A 16,989-nucleotide genomic window follows, 5' to 3' on the forward strand; every position below is an offset into this window, starting at 1 on the left:
CGGCGCGCGTCAGGCGGGTGTGCCCAGCTGCGCGGCCAGCGCCGCCACCCGGCGTGGTTCGCCGCCGGCCAGCAGCCACTCGCGTGGCGTCGTGGGCGTGCCGCCCACCACCAGGTCCTCCTGCTCGGTCGTCATGAACCCGGCCACCACGAGCGCGGGCTGGTCGGCGGGCACGGCGGCCAGCACGGCCTCCAGCCCCGGCAGCACGCCCGTGCCCGCGAACTGCCAGGCGGGCAACCGCCAGCTGCCGCGGTCCTTCCAGCCGACCAGGCGGCCGACGCCGAGCCGGTGCCGGATGCGGCTGGTGTCCACGCCCAGCTGCCGCGCGGCCTCCGCGACGGTCAGCGCCGAGTCGCGCAGCACGGCGTGCGCCACCACGGTCCGCGCGCGGCCCTGGTCGTCGGTGACGCGGTGGGGGCTCAGGTCGAGGCCCACGTCCACCAGCGCGTCGCGCTGGTCGGGTGGGAAGTAGCTGGTCGGGTCGGGGTGCGGTGGAGCCAGCCTCTTGGCCGCGTCCGCCACGAGCGACAGGAACTCGTCGGGGGTGACCTGCAAGCCTGCCTTGGCCAACACCGCCTCCAGCGCGGGACTCATGCGCACAGGGTATCCCGAGCGTGCGCTTCTGTGCGCATACGTAACCCGATCGTCGGAAGGTGTCGACAGAGTGTCCACACCTAGCGACTCTACGTAAACGGGCGAGGTCGGGCACGGTGACCTGGGACTCACCCGGCCGCCGGCTACGATGCGCCGGATGGAAGGCGGGGGTGGTCCGGTGGCGCTGCCGGTTCGGGTGGACAAGCGGGTGGCGGTCGTCGCGGCACTGTGGGCCGGGGCCGTCGTGACCGCGCTCGCCGTGGTGCTGCACCGCTCGGGGGGTGACATCGGCCTGCTCGACCTGCGCGTCTACCGCACGGGTGGGCAGGCGTGGTTGGAGGGCGTGCGGCTGTACTCGGACCGGTTCCCCGAGCCGCTGGACGGCCCGCCGTTCCCGTTCACCTACCCGCCGCTGGCCGCGGTGCTGTTCAGCCCGCTCGCGGTCGTGCCGTGGTCGGCCGCCGTGCTGATCTGGACCGCCGTGGGCCTCGCGCTGCTGACCGGCGTCTGCCTGGTCACCGCCGAGCACGCCTACGGCCGCACCCGGAGGGCCCTGCTGCTCGGGCTCGGCGTCGGCCTCGGGTCGCTGCTGCTCGAACCCGTCATCGCGACGCTCGACTTCGGCCAGATCAACCTGGTGCTGCTCGGCCTCGCCGCGCTGGACTGCCTGCTGCCCAAGACGCCGTGGCCCCGCGGCCTGCTCATCGGCCTGGCCGCCGCCATCAAGCTCACGCCCCTGGTGTTCGTGCTGTTCTTCCTGCCGCGCAAGCGGATCAAGCCGGTCGTCACGGCGGTCGCGTCGTTCGTCGGGTTCAGCCTCGTGGGCTTCGCCATCGCGCCGACCGACAGCAAGCAGTACTGGTTCGACGCCCTGCTCGACCCCGGCCGCGTCGGCGGCCTCGACTACGTGGCCAACCAGTCGTTGCGCGGCCTGGTCAACCGCTGGGGCCTCACCGGCACCGCCGAGTCCGCCGTGTGGGCGCTGCTGTGCCTGGCCACCATCGCCCTGGTGTGGGTCGCCGTCGCGCGCGCGGGCGACGACGAGGTGGCCGCGCTGATGGCGGTCGCCGTGGGCGGGCTGCTCGTGTCGCCCGTGTCGTGGACCCACCACTGGGTGTGGGTCGTGCCCGGCATCATCTACCTGCTGCACCGGTACTGGCCGTGGGGCGTGGCGCTCGCGTTCCTGTTCTGGCTCGCGCCCATGTGGTACATGCCGTACGAGCACAAGCTGGAGCACACCTGGTCGTGGTGGCAGCAGATCATCGGCAACGCCTACGTCTGGGCGGGCCTGGCGGCGGTCGTCGTGCTCGCGCTGCGGGTCCGACGCCCGGTGGCCGACGAGCCCGCGAGCGCCTGAGCGGTCCCGAACGGCGGCCGGTGATCAGCCGCCGGTGATCAGCGCGACCGCGCGCTCGCGGGTGGCCTCGTCCACGTCACCGAGCCGGAAGCCGCGGTCCACGATGTGCGCGACCAGCTCGGGCTCCGGCGGGAGGCCGTGCTTGCGCAGGTAGTGCGGCACCGCGCCGGCCCAGATCCACGCGCCGTCGGTGCGGAAGTTCAGCGGCACGTCCTGGTCGCCCGGCACGAACTCGTCCACGTCCAGGTTGCGCGCGGCCAGCACGACCGGCGCGGCCTCCAGGTAGGTCAGCAGCGCCTCGGCCAGCTGGGGGTCGAGCACCTGCCGGTTCACCACCGGGCGGCCCGCCTCGTCCCGCCCGTCGTAGACGTGCGCCGTGCGCAGCGGGCCGTCCGACGCCGCCGGCGGGGCGGGGCGCGGGCTCTCCGGCTCGGGCTCGGCGGGCGGGGGCGTCGGCAACGGCGGCAGGCCGACCCGTTGGCGCAGCCACGCGGGGATCCGCTCGTCCTGGCGCGGGAACGTGCGCAGCTCGTCCTGGAAGCCGATCACCGGCGGCGCGTTGCGCCAGCGCGGCTCCTCCTCGGCGTTGAAGTCGACCGAGAACGCGGCCGGGGCCTCGATCTCGTACACCGCGCTCAACCACGTGCCGCGGACCGGTTCGTACATCCCGGCGCGCAGCCGGCCGAACAGCTGCACCACGTCCATCGGCGGGCGCACCGGCCGCCACTGGCCGTCGGGGCCCGCGAACGCCAGGTCCACCTCGATGTGCCGACCGGCGGCCCGGTACTCCGCCCGGATCCGCTGCCAGCCCGGGGGAAGGGCGGGGAGCATGGCGCGGCCGATCTGCTTGACGAGCTGGTTCTGCTCCTGCTCGGTCAGCGGTGTGGCTGGCTGGCTCATGCGTCGAACACCCCTTTGGCTCCCCCCGAACACGGTGGGCTGATCTTAACGGCCGGGGCGTGAACCCGTGGTCCGGTTGACCGAGGCCACCGCACGGCTCGCGCCCGACCACCCGGGGTGGCGACCGGGGTCAGTCGCCGGACTTGAAGCCGTCCCCGATCGCGTCGTCCATCCCGCGGTACTGGTCGACGGTGTCCTTCACCGCCTGGCCGGCGGCCTCCATGGCTTCCACGGCACCCTGCAGCGCGTCCAGCCCCCACTGCTCGACCGGGTCGAGCATCATCCGGAACGGCTGGCAGAGGATGCCGTACGCGTCGGTCGGCATGCTGACCGTCCTCGCCGCGTCCACCGCGCCCTGCAACCGCGAGCCCAGGTCGCCCAACTGCTTGCTGTGCGCTTCGAGCGCGTCCGCGACGATCTCGAAACCGGCCATGCGATCCCCCTGGAGAGCTGGTTAGGAAAGGAAGGACTGTCCGCCGAAGTCGTCGTCCTCGTCGTGCCCGCGCGGTGGCCTGCGGGACGGCGGCGGCGCGGACGGTGGCGCGGGCGGCGTGGCGTGGCGCGGGGTGGTCGGCGGGGCGTGGCGCGGTCCGGGCGGAGGTGCCGGCGCGTCGTCGTCATCGAGGCCGAACCGCAGCTCGCGGCCGACCGGCGGCGGCGCGGGCTCCTCGTGCGGCGGGGCGGGGAAGTTGCGCTTCGCCTCGTCGAACAGCACGTTCGCCGTCTCGTCCTGCGTGCCGATGGTCTCGGCCATGGCCTGCCGGAGCAGCTCCGGGATGCGCGACTGCGCGCGCTGCAAGGTCTTCATCACCTCGGCCGACACCTCGGCCATCCGCTTGTCCCGCGCGGACTCCGCGATCTCCAGGTTGGTCAGGATGCCGTTCGAGCCGATGGTCAGCCGCACCGAACCGTCGCGCGAGGCCTCGGAGATGGTCATGCCCCGCACGCGGGCGGCCATCTCCTGGTAGCGCTGCGCCTTCTGCTCGATGCCCTGCTGCCACTGGCCGAGCATCCGCTCGGACGCGCCGATGTCCTCGGGCACGGCGGTTCCCCCCTGCGAGTGCGGTGACGACGGTCCACTCAGGATGACGCGGAGAGGAACGGCCCGGTTCCGACCCCCGGTCGAGTGCTCCGAACGGAGCAGGGGTCGCAACCGGGCCGCGTTCCGACCCGGACTAGTTCACGCCGAGCAGGTCCACCACGAAGATCAGCGTCTCGCCGGGCTTGATCACGCCGCCCGCGCCGCGGTCGCCGTAACCCAGGTGCGCCGGGATGACCAGCTTGCGCCGGCCGCCGACCTTCATGCCGGCGACGCCCCGGTCCCAGCCGGCGATGACCCGGCCACCGCCCAGCGGGAAGCTGAACGCCTCGCCGCGGTCCCAGGACGCGTCGAACTGCTCGCCGGTCGAGTGCGACACACCGACGTAGTGCACGTGCACGAGCTGACCGGGCGCCGCCTCGGGCCCGTCGCCGACGGTGATGTCCTCGATCACCAGGTCGGCGGGCGGGGCACCCTCGTACGGCTCGACCTCGGGCTTGCTCGGGGCCATGTGAGTCTCCTGTGTCGCTGCGCCCCCGCGGACGGGGGCGTGGGAATTCGGTCCTGGCCTACTCAATCACGTCGCCGTGCGACCGGCCGACCGGCCCGCGCCCACGCCGTGACGCCGGCCGCACCCGCGCCGGGTTGCCGGGCCGCGCAACCCTTTCCCCGCTCCGTCCCGTCCTGGTGGCATGAGGCGATGGTCCTGGGGTGCGCGGGTGGCGCTGCTCGGCAGCACGGCCGCGGTGGTGGCGGTGAGCGCGGCCTCGGCCGTGCCGACCGGGTTGGAGGACTGGCGGGTCGTGCCGCCGGTCGAGGCGGTGCCGGTGGACCTGGTGGCGTTCGACACGTGCGACACCGCGCTGACCGAGCTGCGGAAGGCCGTCGCGCCGCACGTCGGCGCCTACGGGTTGGGCGGCACGGCGTACGCGACCAAGGCCGACGGTCGGGTCGCGGCCGAGAGCCAGGCCGACTCCCGCGCCGGCGGGATGCCGGCGACCCCGCCCGGCGCCGCCACGGTGCCCGAGCACTCGACGACGAACGCGCACGAGGCGGGCGTCGACGAGCCGGACCTGGTCAAGACCGACGGCAAGCGGGTCGTGACGGTCGTGGACGGCAAGCTGCGGGTGCTGGACGTGGTCACCCGTCGGCTCACCGGCACCCTCGACGTGCCCGGCGGCCAGGCCTCCCAACTGCTGCTGCACGAGGACCGCGCGCTCGTCATCGGTGCGGGGCAGGGCATGACGGGGGAGAGGGTCGCGATCGACAGCCCGTACGGGGTGTACTCCGAGGACTCGTCGGTGACCCTGGTGGACCTCTCCGGTGCGCCGCGCGTGCTGGGCACGCTCACGGTGACAGGCCGGTACGTCGACGCGCGCCAGGTCGGCGGCGTGGTGCGCGTGGTGGTGCACTCCGGTCCGCGGCTGCCGTGGGTCTACCCGACGGATGGCCGCGGCGAGGCGGAGTCCCTCATCGCGAACCGGGAGCTCGTCGCCACCGCGCCGATCGGCTCGTGGCTGCCGCGCTACGAGCTGACCGACGTCGGCGGCTCGCGCTCGGAGGGCGCGCTGGTGGCGTGCGACCGGATCAGCCGCCCCGAGGACCACTCGGCCACGTCGATGCTGTCCGTGCTGACGTTCGACTTCCCCGGCGAGCTCGGCAGCGGCGACGCGGTGACGATCATGGCCGACGGCGACACCGTCTACGGCACGGGCACCTCGCTGTACGTGGCCGACGACCACCACCTGCGGCCGATGGCGCGGTTCGCGCCGGAAGCGCCGGTGACCACCGCGATCCACCAGTTCGACGTCTCGCAGCCGGGTCCGCCCAAGCACGTGGCGTCCGGCGGTGTCGCGGGCACGTTGCTCAACCAGTACTCGCTGTCCGAGCACCAGGGGCACCTGCGGGTGGCCACGACGTCGGCGGACGCGCCCGGCATCCCGGAGCAGGCGCCCGCGACGCAGAGCGCGGTCACCGTGCTGGAGCGGGACGGCGCGAAGCTGGTGCAGGTCGGCAGGCTCGACGGGCTGGGCGTGGGCGAGAGGATCTACGGGGTCCGGTTCGCCGGTCCGGTCGGGTACGTGGTGACGTTCCGCCAGACCGACCCGCTGTACACGCTCGACCTGTCCGACCCGGCCGACCCGCGCGCGGTCGGTGAGCTGAAGATCACCGGCTACTCGGCCTACCTGCACCCCGCCGGTGACGGGAAGCTCATCGGCGTCGGCCAGGAGGCCACCGGGCAGGGCCGGGCCACCGGCACGCAGGTGTCCCTGTTCGACGTGTCGGACCCGGCCGCGCCGACCAAGCTCGCGGGCCACCACCTGCCGGGCGCGAACTCCGAGGTCGAGTACGACCCGCACGCGTTCCTGTACTGGCCGGCCCGCGACCTGGTGGTGCTGCCCGTGATGACCACGCCCTCGGTGCAGGAGCCGGCGGCGCCGGTGACGAGCGGCCTGCTGGTGCTGCGGCTGCGTGACGGCGCGTTCTCCGAGCTGGGCACGGTCCGGCACGAGGAGTCGGGCTACGACCCGGGCATCCGCCGGGCGCTGGTGATCGGTGACGACCTGTGGACGGTGTCCGTGGCCGGAGTGCGGGTCAGCCGGATCGACGGGCTCGCCGCGCAGGCGTGGGTGGCGTTCGCGTGACGCCGCACGTCACCTGAGCTGGTTGTGCAGCAGGCGGTGCGCGAGGACCGTGCCGCCTGCCATCGCCGCGGGCAGCACCACCAGCGCCGCCAACGGGATGAGGCACAGCAGGTAGGTCGGCACGGCGAACCCGAGCGTGACGGCCCGCCGCCCGCGCAGCACGCGCCGGCGCACGTCCAGCTTGAGGCCGCGCCGGGTGAACGGGATGGCGGTCAGCTCGATCGCCAGCAGGGAACCGTTGACCAGCACCGCGATCACCGGCACCACGGTCTGCCCGACGACGGGGATGAACCCGGCGGCGAACAGCGGGATGGCGCAGAGGACGGCCAGCCCGACGAGCAGCACGCCGTCCCGCACGCCGACCGCCGCCGACCTCAGCCAGCTCACCCGCTCGGCCTCGGGCACGCCGCCGAGGTGCGTGTCCTCGACGGTCTCCGCGATGTGCTCGTAGAACGGGCCGCCGATGATCAGCGTGATCGCGGTGAACAGCAGCAGGCCGATCGCGACGAACGCGCCGATGATCGCGAACCCGGCGGCGAACCGGGTGGCCGCGCGCACCCCGTCGCCCCAGCCGTCGGCGAACGGCGTGACCCAGGTGGCGATGTCGTCGATCCACACCGCCAGCCCCACCAGGCCGCCGATCAGCAGCACGGTCGTGACCAACGCCGGGATCGCGCCGATGAGCAGCAGCTTCGGTGACCGGAACACCAGCCCGAATCCCTGCCCGAGCAGCCCGACACCGGTGGAGAAGTCCCGCAGCACCTTGATCACCGGCGGAGCATATCCGCGACGAAGCGGACGAAGTCGGCAAAGTCGTCGATCCGGCGGTCGCGCGGGTCTGGGAGCGGTGCCAGGATGCTGGGTCCGGAGGGGGAGAGGACCGGCCATGACACTGGATCGCACCGACCTGACCGCGGGACGACCATCGGTGGTGGCGCCGCTGTCGCCGTTACCCCCGCTGCCCTGGTCCCTGTGGGACGGCCACGAGGTGCGGGAGGCCGTCCGCACCCGATCGCCCGGCGCGGTCGTGGCGATCGCACGACGTGCGCACGGCCTGCGGCAGGACGAGCTCGGCTCGCTCGCCGGGTTCTCCCAGTCGGCCATCTCCCGGCTGGAGGCCGGCAGCAACATCGCCTACGACCTGCGCGTGCTGCGGCCGTTGCAGCGCCTGCTCGGCATCCCGGCCCACCTGCTCGGCCTGGCCGACGGCTCGCTGCCGGTGGCCGGGCGCGACCTCGACCGCCTCGCGCCCGGCTTCGGCGGCGGCGCGGCGGGCCGGGTGGTCGGCCTCGACCCCGACTCGATGACGGCGTTCGCCTCCGCGACCGTGTCCGGCGACGGCGCGGGTGACGTGGTGAGCCGCCTGCTGGTGCTGCGCCGCATCGTCAACGACGCGCACAACTGGCGCAGCTCCGACGCGCTCATGCCGACCGCGCGGGCGATGTACGACTACGTCGACGGGTTGCGCCGCTCGGCGCGAGGTGAGCAGCGCCGGGCCCTGCTCGGCGTGGCCGCCCTGTACGCCGAGTTCCTGGGCTGGCTGCACGAGGAGACCGACGACCCACGCGGCGCGTTCCAGTGGACGGGTCGCGCGCTGGAGCAGGGCCAGGCCGCGGACGACCGGGACGTGGTGGCCTACTCCTACGTCCGCCTGTCCCAGCTCGCCGCGGCCGACGGCGACACCGACCGCGTGATCGGCCTGGCCCGCGCGGCCGGCCGCGAGCACGACGTGAGCCCGATGGTGCGGTCGCTGGCGCTGCGCCAGGAGGCGCGCGGGCTGGCCCTCGCGGGCGACGAGGCGTCCTGCATGGACCGCCTCGACCGGGCGGACGAGGAGTACCGGCGCGTCGAGCCGGCGAGCGACGAGGAGTACTGGATCGGCTACTGCTCCACCACCGACCACTTCGAGGCCGAGCGCGCCGCGAGCTGGCTGGAGCTGGGCGAGCCGGTGCGGGCGATCGGGATCTACGAGGAGGTCCGGCGACGGGCGTGGCCGCGGATGTGCACGTGGGAGCAAGGCGTCCACGTGGCCAAGCTGGCCCACGCGCACCGCGAGGCGGGCGAGCACGACCACGCCGCGGCGCTGGCCTACGAGGCGTTGGAGACCGCCCGCGCCACCAAGTCCGCGCACGTGCTGCGCGAGCTGGGCCGGCTGGGCGAGTGGGAGGGCGCGAGGGACGTCGCGGAACTGGCCGCCGCGGTCCGCTGACCGGCTCCTATGCGACTTGCGGGTACCGCGGCCGCGATTCGGCTTCGCCCCTGCTCAACCGGCCGGTGGCGGCGCACCATGGGGAACGTGATCGAACCGGACGAGCTGGTGACGTCGTGAACGCCTCGCAGCGCTCCGAGGACCCCGTCCTCCTGGTGCGCAAGCGCGGCGGGTTCGCGGGCGAGCGGGAGCGGAGCTGCCACCTGGTGCCGTTGCCCGACGGCACGTCGACGGCCCTGCTGACGTTGTGCGGCGAGCGGATCGACCTTGGCACGGCGGAGCTGCTGCCCGCACCGGAGGGCATGCCCTGCGTGGCGTGCCTGCTCGCGTCCCCGCCGTCCGGCGGCTGAGGGCCCGGCGCGGTCACTCGACGCGCGGGGCCCTCGGCCTTGGGGACTCGCACGGACGGCGCTCCGGCCGCGGGGCGGGAGCGGTCGTCCTCAGCGGCGGCGGCGGAAGCTGAACGCCCGCGCGCCGGCGCCGACGCCCGCCAGGTGCAGGGCGACGCACAGCAGCCCGGCCATCAGCAGGGTCCCGCCGTCGATCACGGAACCGAGAGAGGCGTTCGCCAGGTCGAGCAGGAGGGCGAGGCCGAAGATGACCGCGGCGATGATCGCGAACACGGGGACCTCCAGGGTGGGGTTGTTGACCACCAGTTACCCCGCCGCGGAGGCCCCCAAGCCGGCGTTCGGCCCAACTTCGAGCCCCAGGTAGGTCAGCGGTCCCGCGTCCGGCACGTCGACCTCGTGGAAGCCGAGCCGGTCGTAGAACGCGCGGGCCGCCGTGTTCGACGTCAGCATCCCCAGGTGCACGGCGGGCACGCCCTGGAACGCCAGCGCGCCGAGGAACGCCGTCATCAACGCCCGACCGTGCCCGGACCGCTGGTGCTCCGGCAGCAGGTCGATGTGCAGGTGCGCCGGGTAGTCCGCCAGCGCCGGCACGATCATCCGCCGCGGGTGGTGCAGCAGGTGCACCATGTCCTCGGTCGGTGTGGACGGTTCGGCGACCGGCGGGTACCGGTCGGACACCCGCGGCAGCCACTCCGACTCGAACCGCGCCACGAACGACGGGGTGTCGGCGGTGCCGACGACGTACCCGACCGCGCGTTCCCCGTCGTCCGCCACGAAGGCCAGTGACGGCTCCAGGTCGGTGTAGGGCCACGCGAAGATGGTCGGCATCAGGTCGAGGTCGGGGTAGAGGTGCCGGGAGTCGCCGCCCGCGTCCGCGGTGCGCACGCAGATGTCACCGACCGCGTCGCGGTCGGAGTCCCGGTAAGGCCTGATGATCACGTCATGAACCCCCGGTCAGCCGCGGCACGCCGGTGCCCGTGGCGGCCCAGGCCACCAGGCCCGCCACGTCCACGCCGTGCGGCGGGTCGTCCTGGTACGGCGAGATGTTGCGCGCGCCGCGGCCGAGCAGCGCCGCCGCGCCCGCCGCGTTGCCGCGTGCGGCGTGGGTCATGCCCACGGCCAGCTGCGCCAACCCGCGCCACAGCTCGCGCTCCGGCTCGGGCGCGGTCTTCCACGCGTCCTCCAGCACCTCGTGCGCGTGGAACGGCTGCCCGAGGTCGAGCAGGCGCTGCGCCTCGGTCAGCGACTCCTCCGGCGTGCGGGGCACGCCCTCCGGTTGGCGCTCGACGCCCGGCAGCCCGTAGGGCAGTGGGCGGCCGAGCCCGTCGCGCGGTCGCGCGTTCCGGGCTCGGCCCTGCTCGTCGCGGTCGCGGTCGCTGGTCGGCACGTCTTGATCGTGTCACGTCCCGGCGTCCGCGCGAAACGGATCAGCCCGTGATCGGCGTGGCGAAGCGCAGGTGGTTGCCCGACGGGTCGCGGAACGCGCAGTCGCGCACCCCGTACGGCTGGTCCACCGGCTCCTGCATGACCTCGGCGCCCGCCGAGCGGATCCGCTCGAACGCGGCGTCGCAGTCGTCCACCCGGAAGATGACCGCACCCAGCGAACCCTTGGCCATCAACTCCTTCATCGCGGCCGCGTCGCCCGCCGGACGGCCCATGTCGGGGTCCTCCAGCATGATCTGCACGTCGGGCTGGCCGGCGGGGCCCACGCTCAGCCAGCGGAACGACTCGATCGGCGCGTCGACGCGCACTTCGAGGCCGAGCACGTCGCGGTAGAAGACCAGTGCCTCCTCCTGGTCGCGGACCTGGAGGAACGTGTGCGAGAGCTTGAGGTTCATGCCGGCGAACCTATCCGCGCCGGTCAGGCCGGTGCTTCTCGAGATCTGCTCGGCCGGGTGACGTACTTGGTCCAGCACGCGGGCACGGCGGTGGTCGCGTCGTGGCGGCGTGCCCGGTAGGCGCTGGGCGTCTCGCCCACCAGCTCGGTGAACCGCGAGCTGAACGAGCCGAGCGAGGTGCAGCCGACCTCCACGCACACGTCGGTGACGGAGAGGTCCCCCCGGCGCAGCAGCGCTTTCGCCCGTTCGACGCGCCTGGTCATCAGGTAGTTGTACGGCGTCTCGCCGTAGGCCAGCTTGAACTGCCGGGCGAAGTGCGAGGCGGACATGAGCGCGGCGCGCGCCAGGGCGGGCACGTCCAGCGGCCGGGCGTACTCGCGGTCCATCAGGTCGCGTGCCCGGCGGAGGTGTTCGAGTTCTTCCGGTCGCACGTAGACAGCATTCCACGGCGATACTGACGACGTGTCCGGACAGGACTGGGTCCTGCACGTCGACCTCGACCAGTTCATCGCGGCGGTCGAGGTCGCGCGCCGGCCCGAGCTGCGCGGCAGGCCCGTGGTCGTCGGTGGTGCCGGCGACCCGACCCGGCGCGGCGTCGTGGCCACCGCGTCCTACGAGGCGAGGGAGTTCGGCGTCTACTCCGGGATGCCGTTGCGGCTGGCGAAGAAGCGCTGCCCGGACGCGGTGTTCCTGCCGTCGGACCCGCACGCCTACGAAGAGGTGTCCGCGCACGTGATGGACGTGCTGCGCGAGCTGCCGGTGGTCGTGGAGGTGATCGGCTGGGACGAGGCGTTCCTGGGTGCGCGCACCGACGACCCGGAGGCGTTGGCGGACGGCGTGCGGCGTGCGGTCCGGGAAGGGACGGGGCTGGAGTGCTCGGTCGGCGTCGGGGACAACAAGCTGCGCGCGAAGCTCGCCACCGGGTTCGCCAAGCCCGCCGGGGTGTACCGGCTGACCAGGGACAACTGGGTCGAGGTGATGGCCGGCCGGCCGGTGACCGCGCTGTGGGGCATCGGGTCGCGGACCGCGGCCAAGCTCGCCGAGCTGGGCGTCGGCACGGTGGAGGAGCTGGCGCGGACCGGACCGGAGGTGCTGGCCGCGCGGTTCGGCCCGGCGATGGGGCCGCACCTGCGGCAGCTCGCGCTGGGCGCGGGGGACGCGGAGGTCACCGCGACGCCGTGGGTGGCGAAGTCGCGCAGCCGGGAGACGACGTTCCAGGACGACCTGACCGATCCGGAGGAGGTCCGGGCGCAGGTCCGCCTGCTCGCGCAGCGGGTGGCGGAGGACGTGCGGGCGGAAGGGCGACCGGCGGTCCGGGTGGTGGTGAAGGTGCGGTTCGTGCCGTTCTTCACCTTCACCCGCGGCGTGGCGCTGGCCGCGCCTACGAGCGAGGTGGAACCGATCGAGGCGGCGGCCGCGGCGGCGTTGGCGCGGTTCGACGACCCGCGCGCCGTGCGCCTGCTCGGGGTGCGTGCGGAGTTCGGCGGGGGATGAGCGCGGCGGGCCGTCCGGTGCCGCGGTCGCGCGTGCTGCCGTGGCGGTTCTTCGCCCGGTCGCAGTTCCCGGCCTGGCCGCAGTTCCCGGCCCGGTCGGCGGGGCCGGGACCTTCGTCGCGGACGGGCTGCCCGTCCTCGGCCCGCGTCACAGGACCGGGGCGGTGACGTCGTCCATCAGGGCGTAGAGACGGGCCGCGGTGGCGCGGTCGAGATCCGGTCGGTCCAGGTCGACCGGGGTGCCCGCGCGCGAGGCGGTGAGCGGCGCGGTGGGCGGGTCCGCCAGGAACCGGTGGACCTGGCCCGCCGCGTCGTCCACGGACCGGGCGAACAGCCGGGCCAGCACGTCCAGCGCCCTGCCGGGCAGCCCGCCGACCTGCGCGCCGAGGCCGCTGTCGACGAACATCGGGTTGTGCAGCACGTACCGCACCGGGCTGCCGGGGTGCCGGTCCGCGAAGCCCGCGCCGAGCAGGTCCGCGGCCCGCGCCCCCTGGCTGACCGCGTGGGACGCCCGGTACTCGCGGCTGAACGACGGGTCGTCCCACCGGATGCCGGGCCCGCGCAGCCCGGCCACCCCGCACAGGCTCACCACGAGCGGTGACGCGGACCGTTCCAGCACCGGCAGCAGCCGTTCCACCAGCACGAACCGGCTCACCGCGTGCAGCGCGAACGTGTGCTCCAAGCCGTCCACGGTGATCACCCGGCGGCGGTGGTACCGGCCCGCGCCCAGCACGAGGTGGTCGACCACGTCGAACCGCGCCGCCACCTCCTCCGCCACCGCCACCGTGCCCCCGACCGTGCCGAGGTCGCCCCTGATCAGCTCCGCGCCGTCCGGTGCGACCGCCGACCGCCCCACCACCGCCACCCGGTGCCCCTCGCGCGCCAGTCGTCCCGCCAAGCTCCGGCCGATGCCGTTCGTGCCCCCGGTGATCACCACGTTCGCCATAACCTGAAGCCTGGATCCCACCGCGTCGACGCGAAAGAAGGCACATCCATGTCACTGGTCCCGGTGCCGGTCACGGCCGCCGACCGCGCCGCCTGCCCGGTGTCCGACCTGCTGACCCGGGTCGGGGACAAGTGGAGCGTGCTGGTGCTGGCGCTGCTCGTCGAGCGCCCCCACGGCTTCAACGAGCTGGACCGCGCGGTGCACGAGCTGAGCCGGCGCATCCTCACCCGCACGCTGCGCAACCTGGAGCGCGACGGCCTGGTGAGCCGGGCCGTGCGACCCGGCAAGGCCGCCGGCGTGGAGTACGCGGCGACCGCGCTCGGCTGTTCGCTGCTGGACCTGGTCGTCCCACTGGGGCGGTGGGTGCTGGAGCACGAGGACACCATCGGGGCCGCGCGATCGGCCTACGACCGGCGCAGGAGCGCCTGAAGGGCCCGCACCGCCACCGGGCGTGCGGTGGCGGCGCGGGCCCCGTCCGGGACGGCGCGATCAGACGCCGGCGACCGACTGGATCCAGGCCCGGTACCGCGTCACGTTGGTGTAGGCGGTGGTGGTCTGCCGGTCGCTGGTGGACGCGACGCCGACCTGCGCGCCGGCCGCCATCATCGGGCCGCCCGAGTCGCCGCCCGCGGTGATGCCGTCACCGCGCCGGGCGCAGATGGCGCTGCCGCCGTAGGCGTCGGTGCAGCCACCGGTCACGGTCACGTTCGCGACCTTCAGGTACTGCGACTGGCAGTTGATCTCCGAGCCGCACTGGGACGTCGCGCCCCAGCCGTAGACCTGCACGTTCTGGCCCACGGTGACCGAACCCGGCTGGCCGAGCCGGGCGTAGGTCGCGGACACGGAGCGGTCGAGCCGGACCAGCGCGAGGTCCGCCGCCGAACTGGTGGTGGTCTGCACGCCGTTGGCGACGGTGCCGCCGGAGGTCTGGTCGAGGCTGCCGATGCGGAACGACAGCCCACCGCCGCTGACGCAGTGCTTCGCGGTCAGGATCCACGTGGGCGCGATGATGGTCGCGGTGCACGTCTGCCTGCCGTTGGAGAACAGCCGGGCCGCCCAGGGGGCGTTGCTCGCGTAGCCGCCGCCGATGATGTACGGCGTGACGCCGCCGTCCCCCGCGGGCGCGGCCGACGCCGACGGGACGAAGGCGAGCACGGACAGCAACGCGGCTGCGAGCGCAGGGATCAACCTGGTGATTCGCAAGGTTCCTCGATTCCGAAGACACGCGATTGCTCGCGCACAGGGTGTCTTGGGTCACGGAATTCGTACCACTCGTCCGGGTGAAATGGGATATATCGAAATGGTTATAACGCCCGCGATAACGTGGACGACATGCTCGTGGAACTGGCCATCGGGGACGCGTACGGCGCGGGCTTCGAGTACGCCGACCCCGCCTTCGTGACCAGGCACAACACCCTCGCCGGGTACGTCCGGCACCCCCGGCACCACGGCATCCGCCCCGGCTCGTACACCGACGACACGCAGTTGGCGCTGGCGTTGGCGGAACTGCGGGCCTCCGGTGCGCCGTGGACCCCCGAAGCGGTGGCGACGGCCTTCGTGACCGCGTTCCACCGCGACCCGCGCGAGGGTTACGCGCGCGGTTTCCACGAGTTCCTGCGGACCGTGCACACCGGTGCGGAGTTCCTGGCCCGCATCCGACCCGACAGCGACAAGAGCGGTGCGGCGATGAGGGCCGCCCCGGTCGGCCTGCTGCCCACCGTGGCCGACGTGCTGCACCACACCGACGTGCAGGCCAAGGTCACCCACGACACACCGGACGGCGTGTCGTCGGCACGGGCGGCGGCCCTGGCCGTGCACTACTGCCACCACGACCTCGGGCCGGTGGCGTCGGTCGGCACGTGGATCGCCGCACGCCTGGGCTCCGACGAGTGGGCGCGACCGTGGTCGGGCAAGGTGGGGTCGAAGGGCGTGATGAGCGTGCGCGCCGCCCTGACCGCGTTGTCCGCCGGCGGCTCGCTCAGCTCGGTCCTGCGCGCCTGCGTCGCCTTCACCGGCGACGTGGACACCGTCGCGACCATCGCCCTGGCCGCCGCCTCGCGGTCCGCCGAGATCGCCGCCGACCTGCCCGAGGCGCTGGTGGACGGTCTGGAGAACGGCCCCTACGGCCGCGACCACCTGGCCGCGCTGGACGCCCGGCTGGGCTCGCGGTAGCGGTCGAGCAGCTCGACGACCCGCTCCTCCGGCCACGGGCAGCGGATGTCGCCGAACATCGCGGCGAAGAACAGTTCCAGGTGGGCGTGCCAGGCGGCCAGCGCCTGCGGTGCGAACGCCGGGTCGGAGATCGCGTGCGTCAGCTCCACCGTCGTGCCCTCGTCGGGGTCGTGGCGGAACTCCCAGCGCACCCGCCCGGTCGGGGAGTCGTACTCCAGCACGCGGGGCTCGGTGCGGTCGATCAGGGGACCGGGCGGCACGTGCGGGTTGGTGGCGCGGGTCGGCACGCCGTCCTCGCCTTCGACCAGCAGCGCCCACACCTCGTCCAGGGGACGCCAGACGAGGTCGCGGACGAACCGCACCACGCCGTCCTCCAGCCGGCCCTCGTCCAGCCCGAACTCGCGGATGTAGCGCTCCATGGGTTCGAGCACGTCCGCGGGCGGCTCGAACGGGCGGTCGGTGAGCCGGGCCTCCAGGCCCGCCAGGCAGGTGTCCCAGCCGGCGGCGTTGCGGCCGGCGCCGAGCTCGTCGCCCAGGACGTGCGTGAACACCAGCAGGCAGCCGCGTTCGTGCGGCAGCAGCTCGAACCGCAGCACGTCGGTGTTCCAGCGGAACGCGAACACCCTCGGCGGGTCGGACTCCAGCACCTCGCCGGTGGTGACCTGGCCGGGGAACGAGAACGTCATCGCCCGCCCGTCCACCTCCACGGCCGCCGGGAACCAGTGCGCCAGCTCGGCGGGCTCGGTGACCACCCGCCAGACCTTGGCCGGTGGGTGCGCGAGCACCCGTTCGAACCTCAGCACGGGCTTGCCGTCGATCCGCTGCAGCTCGGTGCTCATCCGTCACTCCCGTCCTTCGGGCCGATCCCGTCGGCCGCGTCGTCATCCGCGTCGTCATCCGCGTCGTCGACCGCGTCCAGTCGGCGTTCCAGCGCGTCGAGGCTGTCCTCCCACATCCGCCGGTAGGGCGCGAGCCAGGCGTCGACCTCGGCCAGCGGCCCCGGCCGCAGCCGGTACAGCCGCCGCTGCGCGTCCCGCCGGACCTCCACCAACCCGGCGTCGCGCAGCACCCGCAGGTGCTTGGACACCGTCGGCTGGCTCACCGACAACCCGTCGACCAGGTCGTTGACCTGCCGTTCCCCGTCCCGCAGCACGTCGAGGATCTGCCGCCGGTGCGGGTCGGCGAGCACGGCGAACGTAGATGCCATGTCGGCAATATAGCCAACAGGGCATATACGCTGTCAACCGGGCAGATCGGTCAGGAGCCCACCTCCCCGCGGCGGATCGGCATGAGCGGCGTCGGGGTCGTGGTCAGGAAGGTCACCACCGCCGCCACGCACTCGTCCGGCCGTTCGAACGGCATCAGGTGCGAGGTGCCGGGCAGGACGCACAGCTGCGCGTCCGCGATCCCCCGGTACAGGGCGACGGTGTGCTCCAGGTGCACGAT

General features: G+C 73.6%; 22 protein-coding genes and 1 pseudogene. 7 read left to right on the forward strand and 16 right to left on the reverse strand.

Translation table 11 applies throughout. The features are described 5' to 3' along the window. Positions 1 to 9: 9 nt before the first annotated feature. Positions 10 to 594 carry a DNA-binding protein gene (locus tag AB0G02_RS14040; protein WP_360793609.1) on the reverse strand — a complete coding sequence of 195 codons (585 nt, stop codon included), beginning with the start codon at positions 592 to 594 and terminating at the stop codon, positions 10 to 12. Between the two features lie 157 nt (positions 595 to 751). Between AB0G02_RS14040 and AB0G02_RS14045 the strand changes: the two genes are divergently transcribed. Further along, positions 752 to 1,951, forward strand: a complete 1,200-nt coding sequence (locus tag AB0G02_RS14045; protein WP_360793611.1) for a glycosyltransferase 87 family protein — start codon at positions 752 to 754, stop codon at positions 1,949 to 1,951. Positions 1,952 to 1,975: 24 nt separating this feature from the next. Here the strand turns inward: AB0G02_RS14045 and AB0G02_RS14050 are convergent, their stop codons facing one another. The 4 genes from AB0G02_RS14050 to AB0G02_RS14065 form a co-directional block, all read right to left on the reverse strand. Further along, complete coding sequence (locus AB0G02_RS14050; protein WP_360793613.1) at positions 1,976 to 2,851, reverse strand: hypothetical protein; 876 nt, start codon at positions 2,849 to 2,851, stop codon at positions 1,976 to 1,978. A gap of 130 nt (positions 2,852 to 2,981) precedes the next feature. After that, on the reverse strand, positions 2,982 to 3,284 hold the full coding sequence (locus AB0G02_RS14055) for a type VII secretion target (RefSeq protein ID WP_360793615.1): 303 nt from the start codon (positions 3,282 to 3,284) through the stop codon (positions 2,982 to 2,984). Positions 3,285 to 3,305: 21 nt separating this feature from the next. Then, positions 3,306 to 3,893: a YbaB/EbfC family nucleoid-associated protein gene (locus tag AB0G02_RS14060; protein WP_360793617.1), complete on the reverse strand. Its 588-nt coding sequence runs from the start codon at positions 3,891 to 3,893 to the stop codon at positions 3,306 to 3,308. A 133-nt stretch (positions 3,894 to 4,026) separates the two neighbouring features. Next, entirely contained in the window at positions 4,027 to 4,401 is a 375-nt protein-coding gene (locus AB0G02_RS14065) for an FKBP-type peptidyl-prolyl cis-trans isomerase (protein WP_230572641.1), read from the reverse strand. Positions 4,402 to 4,582: 181 nt separating this feature from the next. Between AB0G02_RS14065 and AB0G02_RS14070 the strand changes: the two genes are divergently transcribed. Beyond that, the gene (locus AB0G02_RS14070; RefSeq protein ID WP_360793619.1) at positions 4,583 to 6,535 is read left to right on the forward strand and encodes a beta-propeller domain-containing protein; all 1,953 of its coding nucleotides are present in this window, start codon (positions 4,583 to 4,585) and stop codon (positions 6,533 to 6,535) included. A 9-nt stretch (positions 6,536 to 6,544) separates the two neighbouring features. Here AB0G02_RS14070 and AB0G02_RS14075 read toward each other — a convergent pair whose 3' ends face one another. Continuing rightward, complete coding sequence (locus AB0G02_RS14075) at positions 6,545 to 7,297, reverse strand: EI24 domain-containing protein (protein ID WP_360793648.1); 753 nt, start codon at positions 7,295 to 7,297, stop codon at positions 6,545 to 6,547. A 124-nt stretch (positions 7,298 to 7,421) separates the two neighbouring features. Here AB0G02_RS14075 and AB0G02_RS14080 point away from each other — a divergent pair, with 124 nt between their 5' ends. Both AB0G02_RS14080 and AB0G02_RS14085 read left to right on the forward strand, forming a co-directional pair. After that, positions 7,422 to 8,744: a helix-turn-helix transcriptional regulator gene (locus AB0G02_RS14080; protein ID WP_360793622.1), complete on the forward strand. Its 1,323-nt coding sequence runs from the start codon at positions 7,422 to 7,424 to the stop codon at positions 8,742 to 8,744. 116 nt (positions 8,745 to 8,860) lie between these two features. Next, entirely contained in the window at positions 8,861 to 9,094 is a 234-nt protein-coding gene (locus AB0G02_RS14085; protein WP_360793624.1) for a hypothetical protein, read from the forward strand. A gap of 90 nt (positions 9,095 to 9,184) precedes the next feature. On the opposite strand, the gene AB0G02_RS14090 is transcribed toward AB0G02_RS14085, so the two are convergent. Genes AB0G02_RS14090 through AB0G02_RS14110 form a run of 5 tightly spaced genes read right to left on the reverse strand, consistent with a single transcriptional unit; the run spans position 9,185 to position 11,363 of the window. Continuing rightward, complete coding sequence (locus tag AB0G02_RS14090; RefSeq protein ID WP_360793626.1) at positions 9,185 to 9,397, reverse strand: hypothetical protein; 213 nt, start codon at positions 9,395 to 9,397, stop codon at positions 9,185 to 9,187. Positions 9,398 to 9,400: 3 nt separating this feature from the next. Next, entirely contained in the window at positions 9,401 to 10,033 is a 633-nt protein-coding gene (locus AB0G02_RS14095) for a GNAT family N-acetyltransferase (protein WP_360793628.1), read from the reverse strand. Position 10,034: 1 nt separating this feature from the next. Then, positions 10,035 to 10,481 carry a DUF309 domain-containing protein gene (locus AB0G02_RS14100; protein WP_360793630.1) on the reverse strand — a complete coding sequence of 149 codons (447 nt, stop codon included), beginning with the start codon at positions 10,479 to 10,481 and terminating at the stop codon, positions 10,035 to 10,037. Between the two features lie 40 nt (positions 10,482 to 10,521). Next, a complete protein-coding gene (locus AB0G02_RS14105) occupies positions 10,522 to 10,932 on the reverse strand; it encodes a VOC family protein (RefSeq protein ID WP_360793632.1) in 411 nt (136 codons plus the stop codon). 23 nt (positions 10,933 to 10,955) lie between these two features. After that, on the reverse strand, positions 10,956 to 11,363 hold the full coding sequence (locus tag AB0G02_RS14110; RefSeq protein WP_360793634.1) for a helix-turn-helix transcriptional regulator: 408 nt from the start codon (positions 11,361 to 11,363) through the stop codon (positions 10,956 to 10,958). Between the two features lie 31 nt (positions 11,364 to 11,394). Between AB0G02_RS14110 and AB0G02_RS14115 the strand changes: the two genes are divergently transcribed. Next, complete coding sequence (locus AB0G02_RS14115) at positions 11,395 to 12,426, forward strand: DNA polymerase IV (RefSeq protein WP_360793636.1); 1,032 nt, start codon at positions 11,395 to 11,397, stop codon at positions 12,424 to 12,426. Between the two features lie 147 nt (positions 12,427 to 12,573). On the opposite strand, the gene AB0G02_RS14120 is transcribed toward AB0G02_RS14115, so the two are convergent. Next, positions 12,574 to 13,371 carry an SDR family NAD(P)-dependent oxidoreductase gene (locus AB0G02_RS14120; RefSeq protein ID WP_360793638.1) on the reverse strand — a complete coding sequence of 266 codons (798 nt, stop codon included), beginning with the start codon at positions 13,369 to 13,371 and terminating at the stop codon, positions 12,574 to 12,576. Positions 13,372 to 13,419: 48 nt separating this feature from the next. Here AB0G02_RS14120 and AB0G02_RS14125 point away from each other — a divergent pair, with 48 nt between their 5' ends. After that, the gene (locus AB0G02_RS14125; protein ID WP_360793640.1) at positions 13,420 to 13,800 is read left to right on the forward strand and encodes a helix-turn-helix domain-containing protein; all 381 of its coding nucleotides are present in this window, start codon (positions 13,420 to 13,422) and stop codon (positions 13,798 to 13,800) included. 60 nt (positions 13,801 to 13,860) lie between these two features. On the opposite strand, the gene AB0G02_RS14130 is transcribed toward AB0G02_RS14125, so the two are convergent. Further along, positions 13,861 to 14,526, reverse strand: coding sequence for a trypsin-like serine protease (locus AB0G02_RS14130; protein WP_360793650.1), 666 nt, complete (start codon positions 14,524 to 14,526; stop codon positions 13,861 to 13,863). Between the two features lie 177 nt (positions 14,527 to 14,703). Between AB0G02_RS14130 and AB0G02_RS14135 the strand changes: the two genes are divergently transcribed. After that, positions 14,704 to 15,543 (forward strand): ADP-ribosylglycohydrolase family protein, encoded by an 840-nt coding sequence (locus tag AB0G02_RS14135; RefSeq protein ID WP_360793642.1) that lies wholly within the window; start codon positions 14,704 to 14,706, stop codon positions 15,541 to 15,543. Here the strand turns inward: AB0G02_RS14135 and AB0G02_RS14140 are convergent. The 3 genes and pseudogenes from AB0G02_RS14140 to AB0G02_RS14150 all read right to left on the reverse strand — a co-directional run. Continuing rightward, a complete protein-coding gene (locus tag AB0G02_RS14140; protein WP_360793644.1) occupies positions 15,492 to 16,382 on the reverse strand; it encodes an SRPBCC family protein in 891 nt (296 codons plus the stop codon). The two genes, AB0G02_RS14135 and AB0G02_RS14140, sit on opposite strands and share 52 nt — an antisense overlap. Then, a complete protein-coding gene (locus AB0G02_RS14145; protein WP_360793646.1) occupies positions 16,379 to 16,750 on the reverse strand; it encodes a metalloregulator ArsR/SmtB family transcription factor in 372 nt (123 codons plus the stop codon). The genes AB0G02_RS14140 and AB0G02_RS14145 overlap by 4 nt, the downstream gene beginning before the upstream one ends. Before the next feature lie 50 nt (positions 16,751 to 16,800). Continuing rightward, a pseudogene (locus tag AB0G02_RS14150) lies at positions 16,801 to 16,989 on the reverse strand (alpha/beta hydrolase); the annotation flags it as partial.

It is taken from the genome of Actinosynnema sp. NPDC023658, from assembly GCF_040639995.1.
Classification (GTDB): Bacteria; Actinomycetota; Actinomycetes; order Mycobacteriales; family Pseudonocardiaceae; genus Actinosynnema.

Coding starts and splice junctions, on each gene's coding strand:
- AB0G02_RS14140 (WP_360793644.1), bottom strand. CDS start 16,382: ATGAGCACCGAGCTGCAGCGGATCGACGGCAAGCCCGTGCTGAGGTTC.
- AB0G02_RS14065 (WP_230572641.1), bottom strand. CDS start 4,401: ATGGCCCCGAGCAAGCCCGAGGTCGAGCCGTACGAGGGTGCCCCGCCC.
- AB0G02_RS14125 (WP_360793640.1), top strand. CDS start 13,420: ATGTCACTGGTCCCGGTGCCGGTCACGGCCGCCGACCGCGCCGCCTGC.
- AB0G02_RS14055 (WP_360793615.1), bottom strand. CDS start 3,284: ATGGCCGGTTTCGAGATCGTCGCGGACGCGCTCGAAGCGCACAGCAAG.
- AB0G02_RS14050 (WP_360793613.1), bottom strand. CDS start 2,851: ATGAGCCAGCCAGCCACACCGCTGACCGAGCAGGAGCAGAACCAGCTC.
- AB0G02_RS14045 (WP_360793611.1), top strand. CDS start 752: ATGGAAGGCGGGGGTGGTCCGGTGGCGCTGCCGGTTCGGGTGGACAAG.
- AB0G02_RS14105 (WP_360793632.1), bottom strand. CDS start 10,932: ATGAACCTCAAGCTCTCGCACACGTTCCTCCAGGTCCGCGACCAGGAG.
- AB0G02_RS14120 (WP_360793638.1), bottom strand. CDS start 13,371: ATGGCGAACGTGGTGATCACCGGGGGCACGAACGGCATCGGCCGGAGC.
- AB0G02_RS14040 (WP_360793609.1), bottom strand. CDS start 594: ATGAGTCCCGCGCTGGAGGCGGTGTTGGCCAAGGCAGGCTTGCAGGTC.
- AB0G02_RS14145 (WP_360793646.1), bottom strand. CDS start 16,750: ATGGCATCTACGTTCGCCGTGCTCGCCGACCCGCACCGGCGGCAGATC.
- AB0G02_RS14080 (WP_360793622.1), top strand. CDS start 7,422: ATGACACTGGATCGCACCGACCTGACCGCGGGACGACCATCGGTGGTG.
- AB0G02_RS14135 (WP_360793642.1), top strand. CDS start 14,704: ATGCTCGTGGAACTGGCCATCGGGGACGCGTACGGCGCGGGCTTCGAG.
- AB0G02_RS14070 (WP_360793619.1), top strand. CDS start 4,583: ATGAGGCGATGGTCCTGGGGTGCGCGGGTGGCGCTGCTCGGCAGCACG.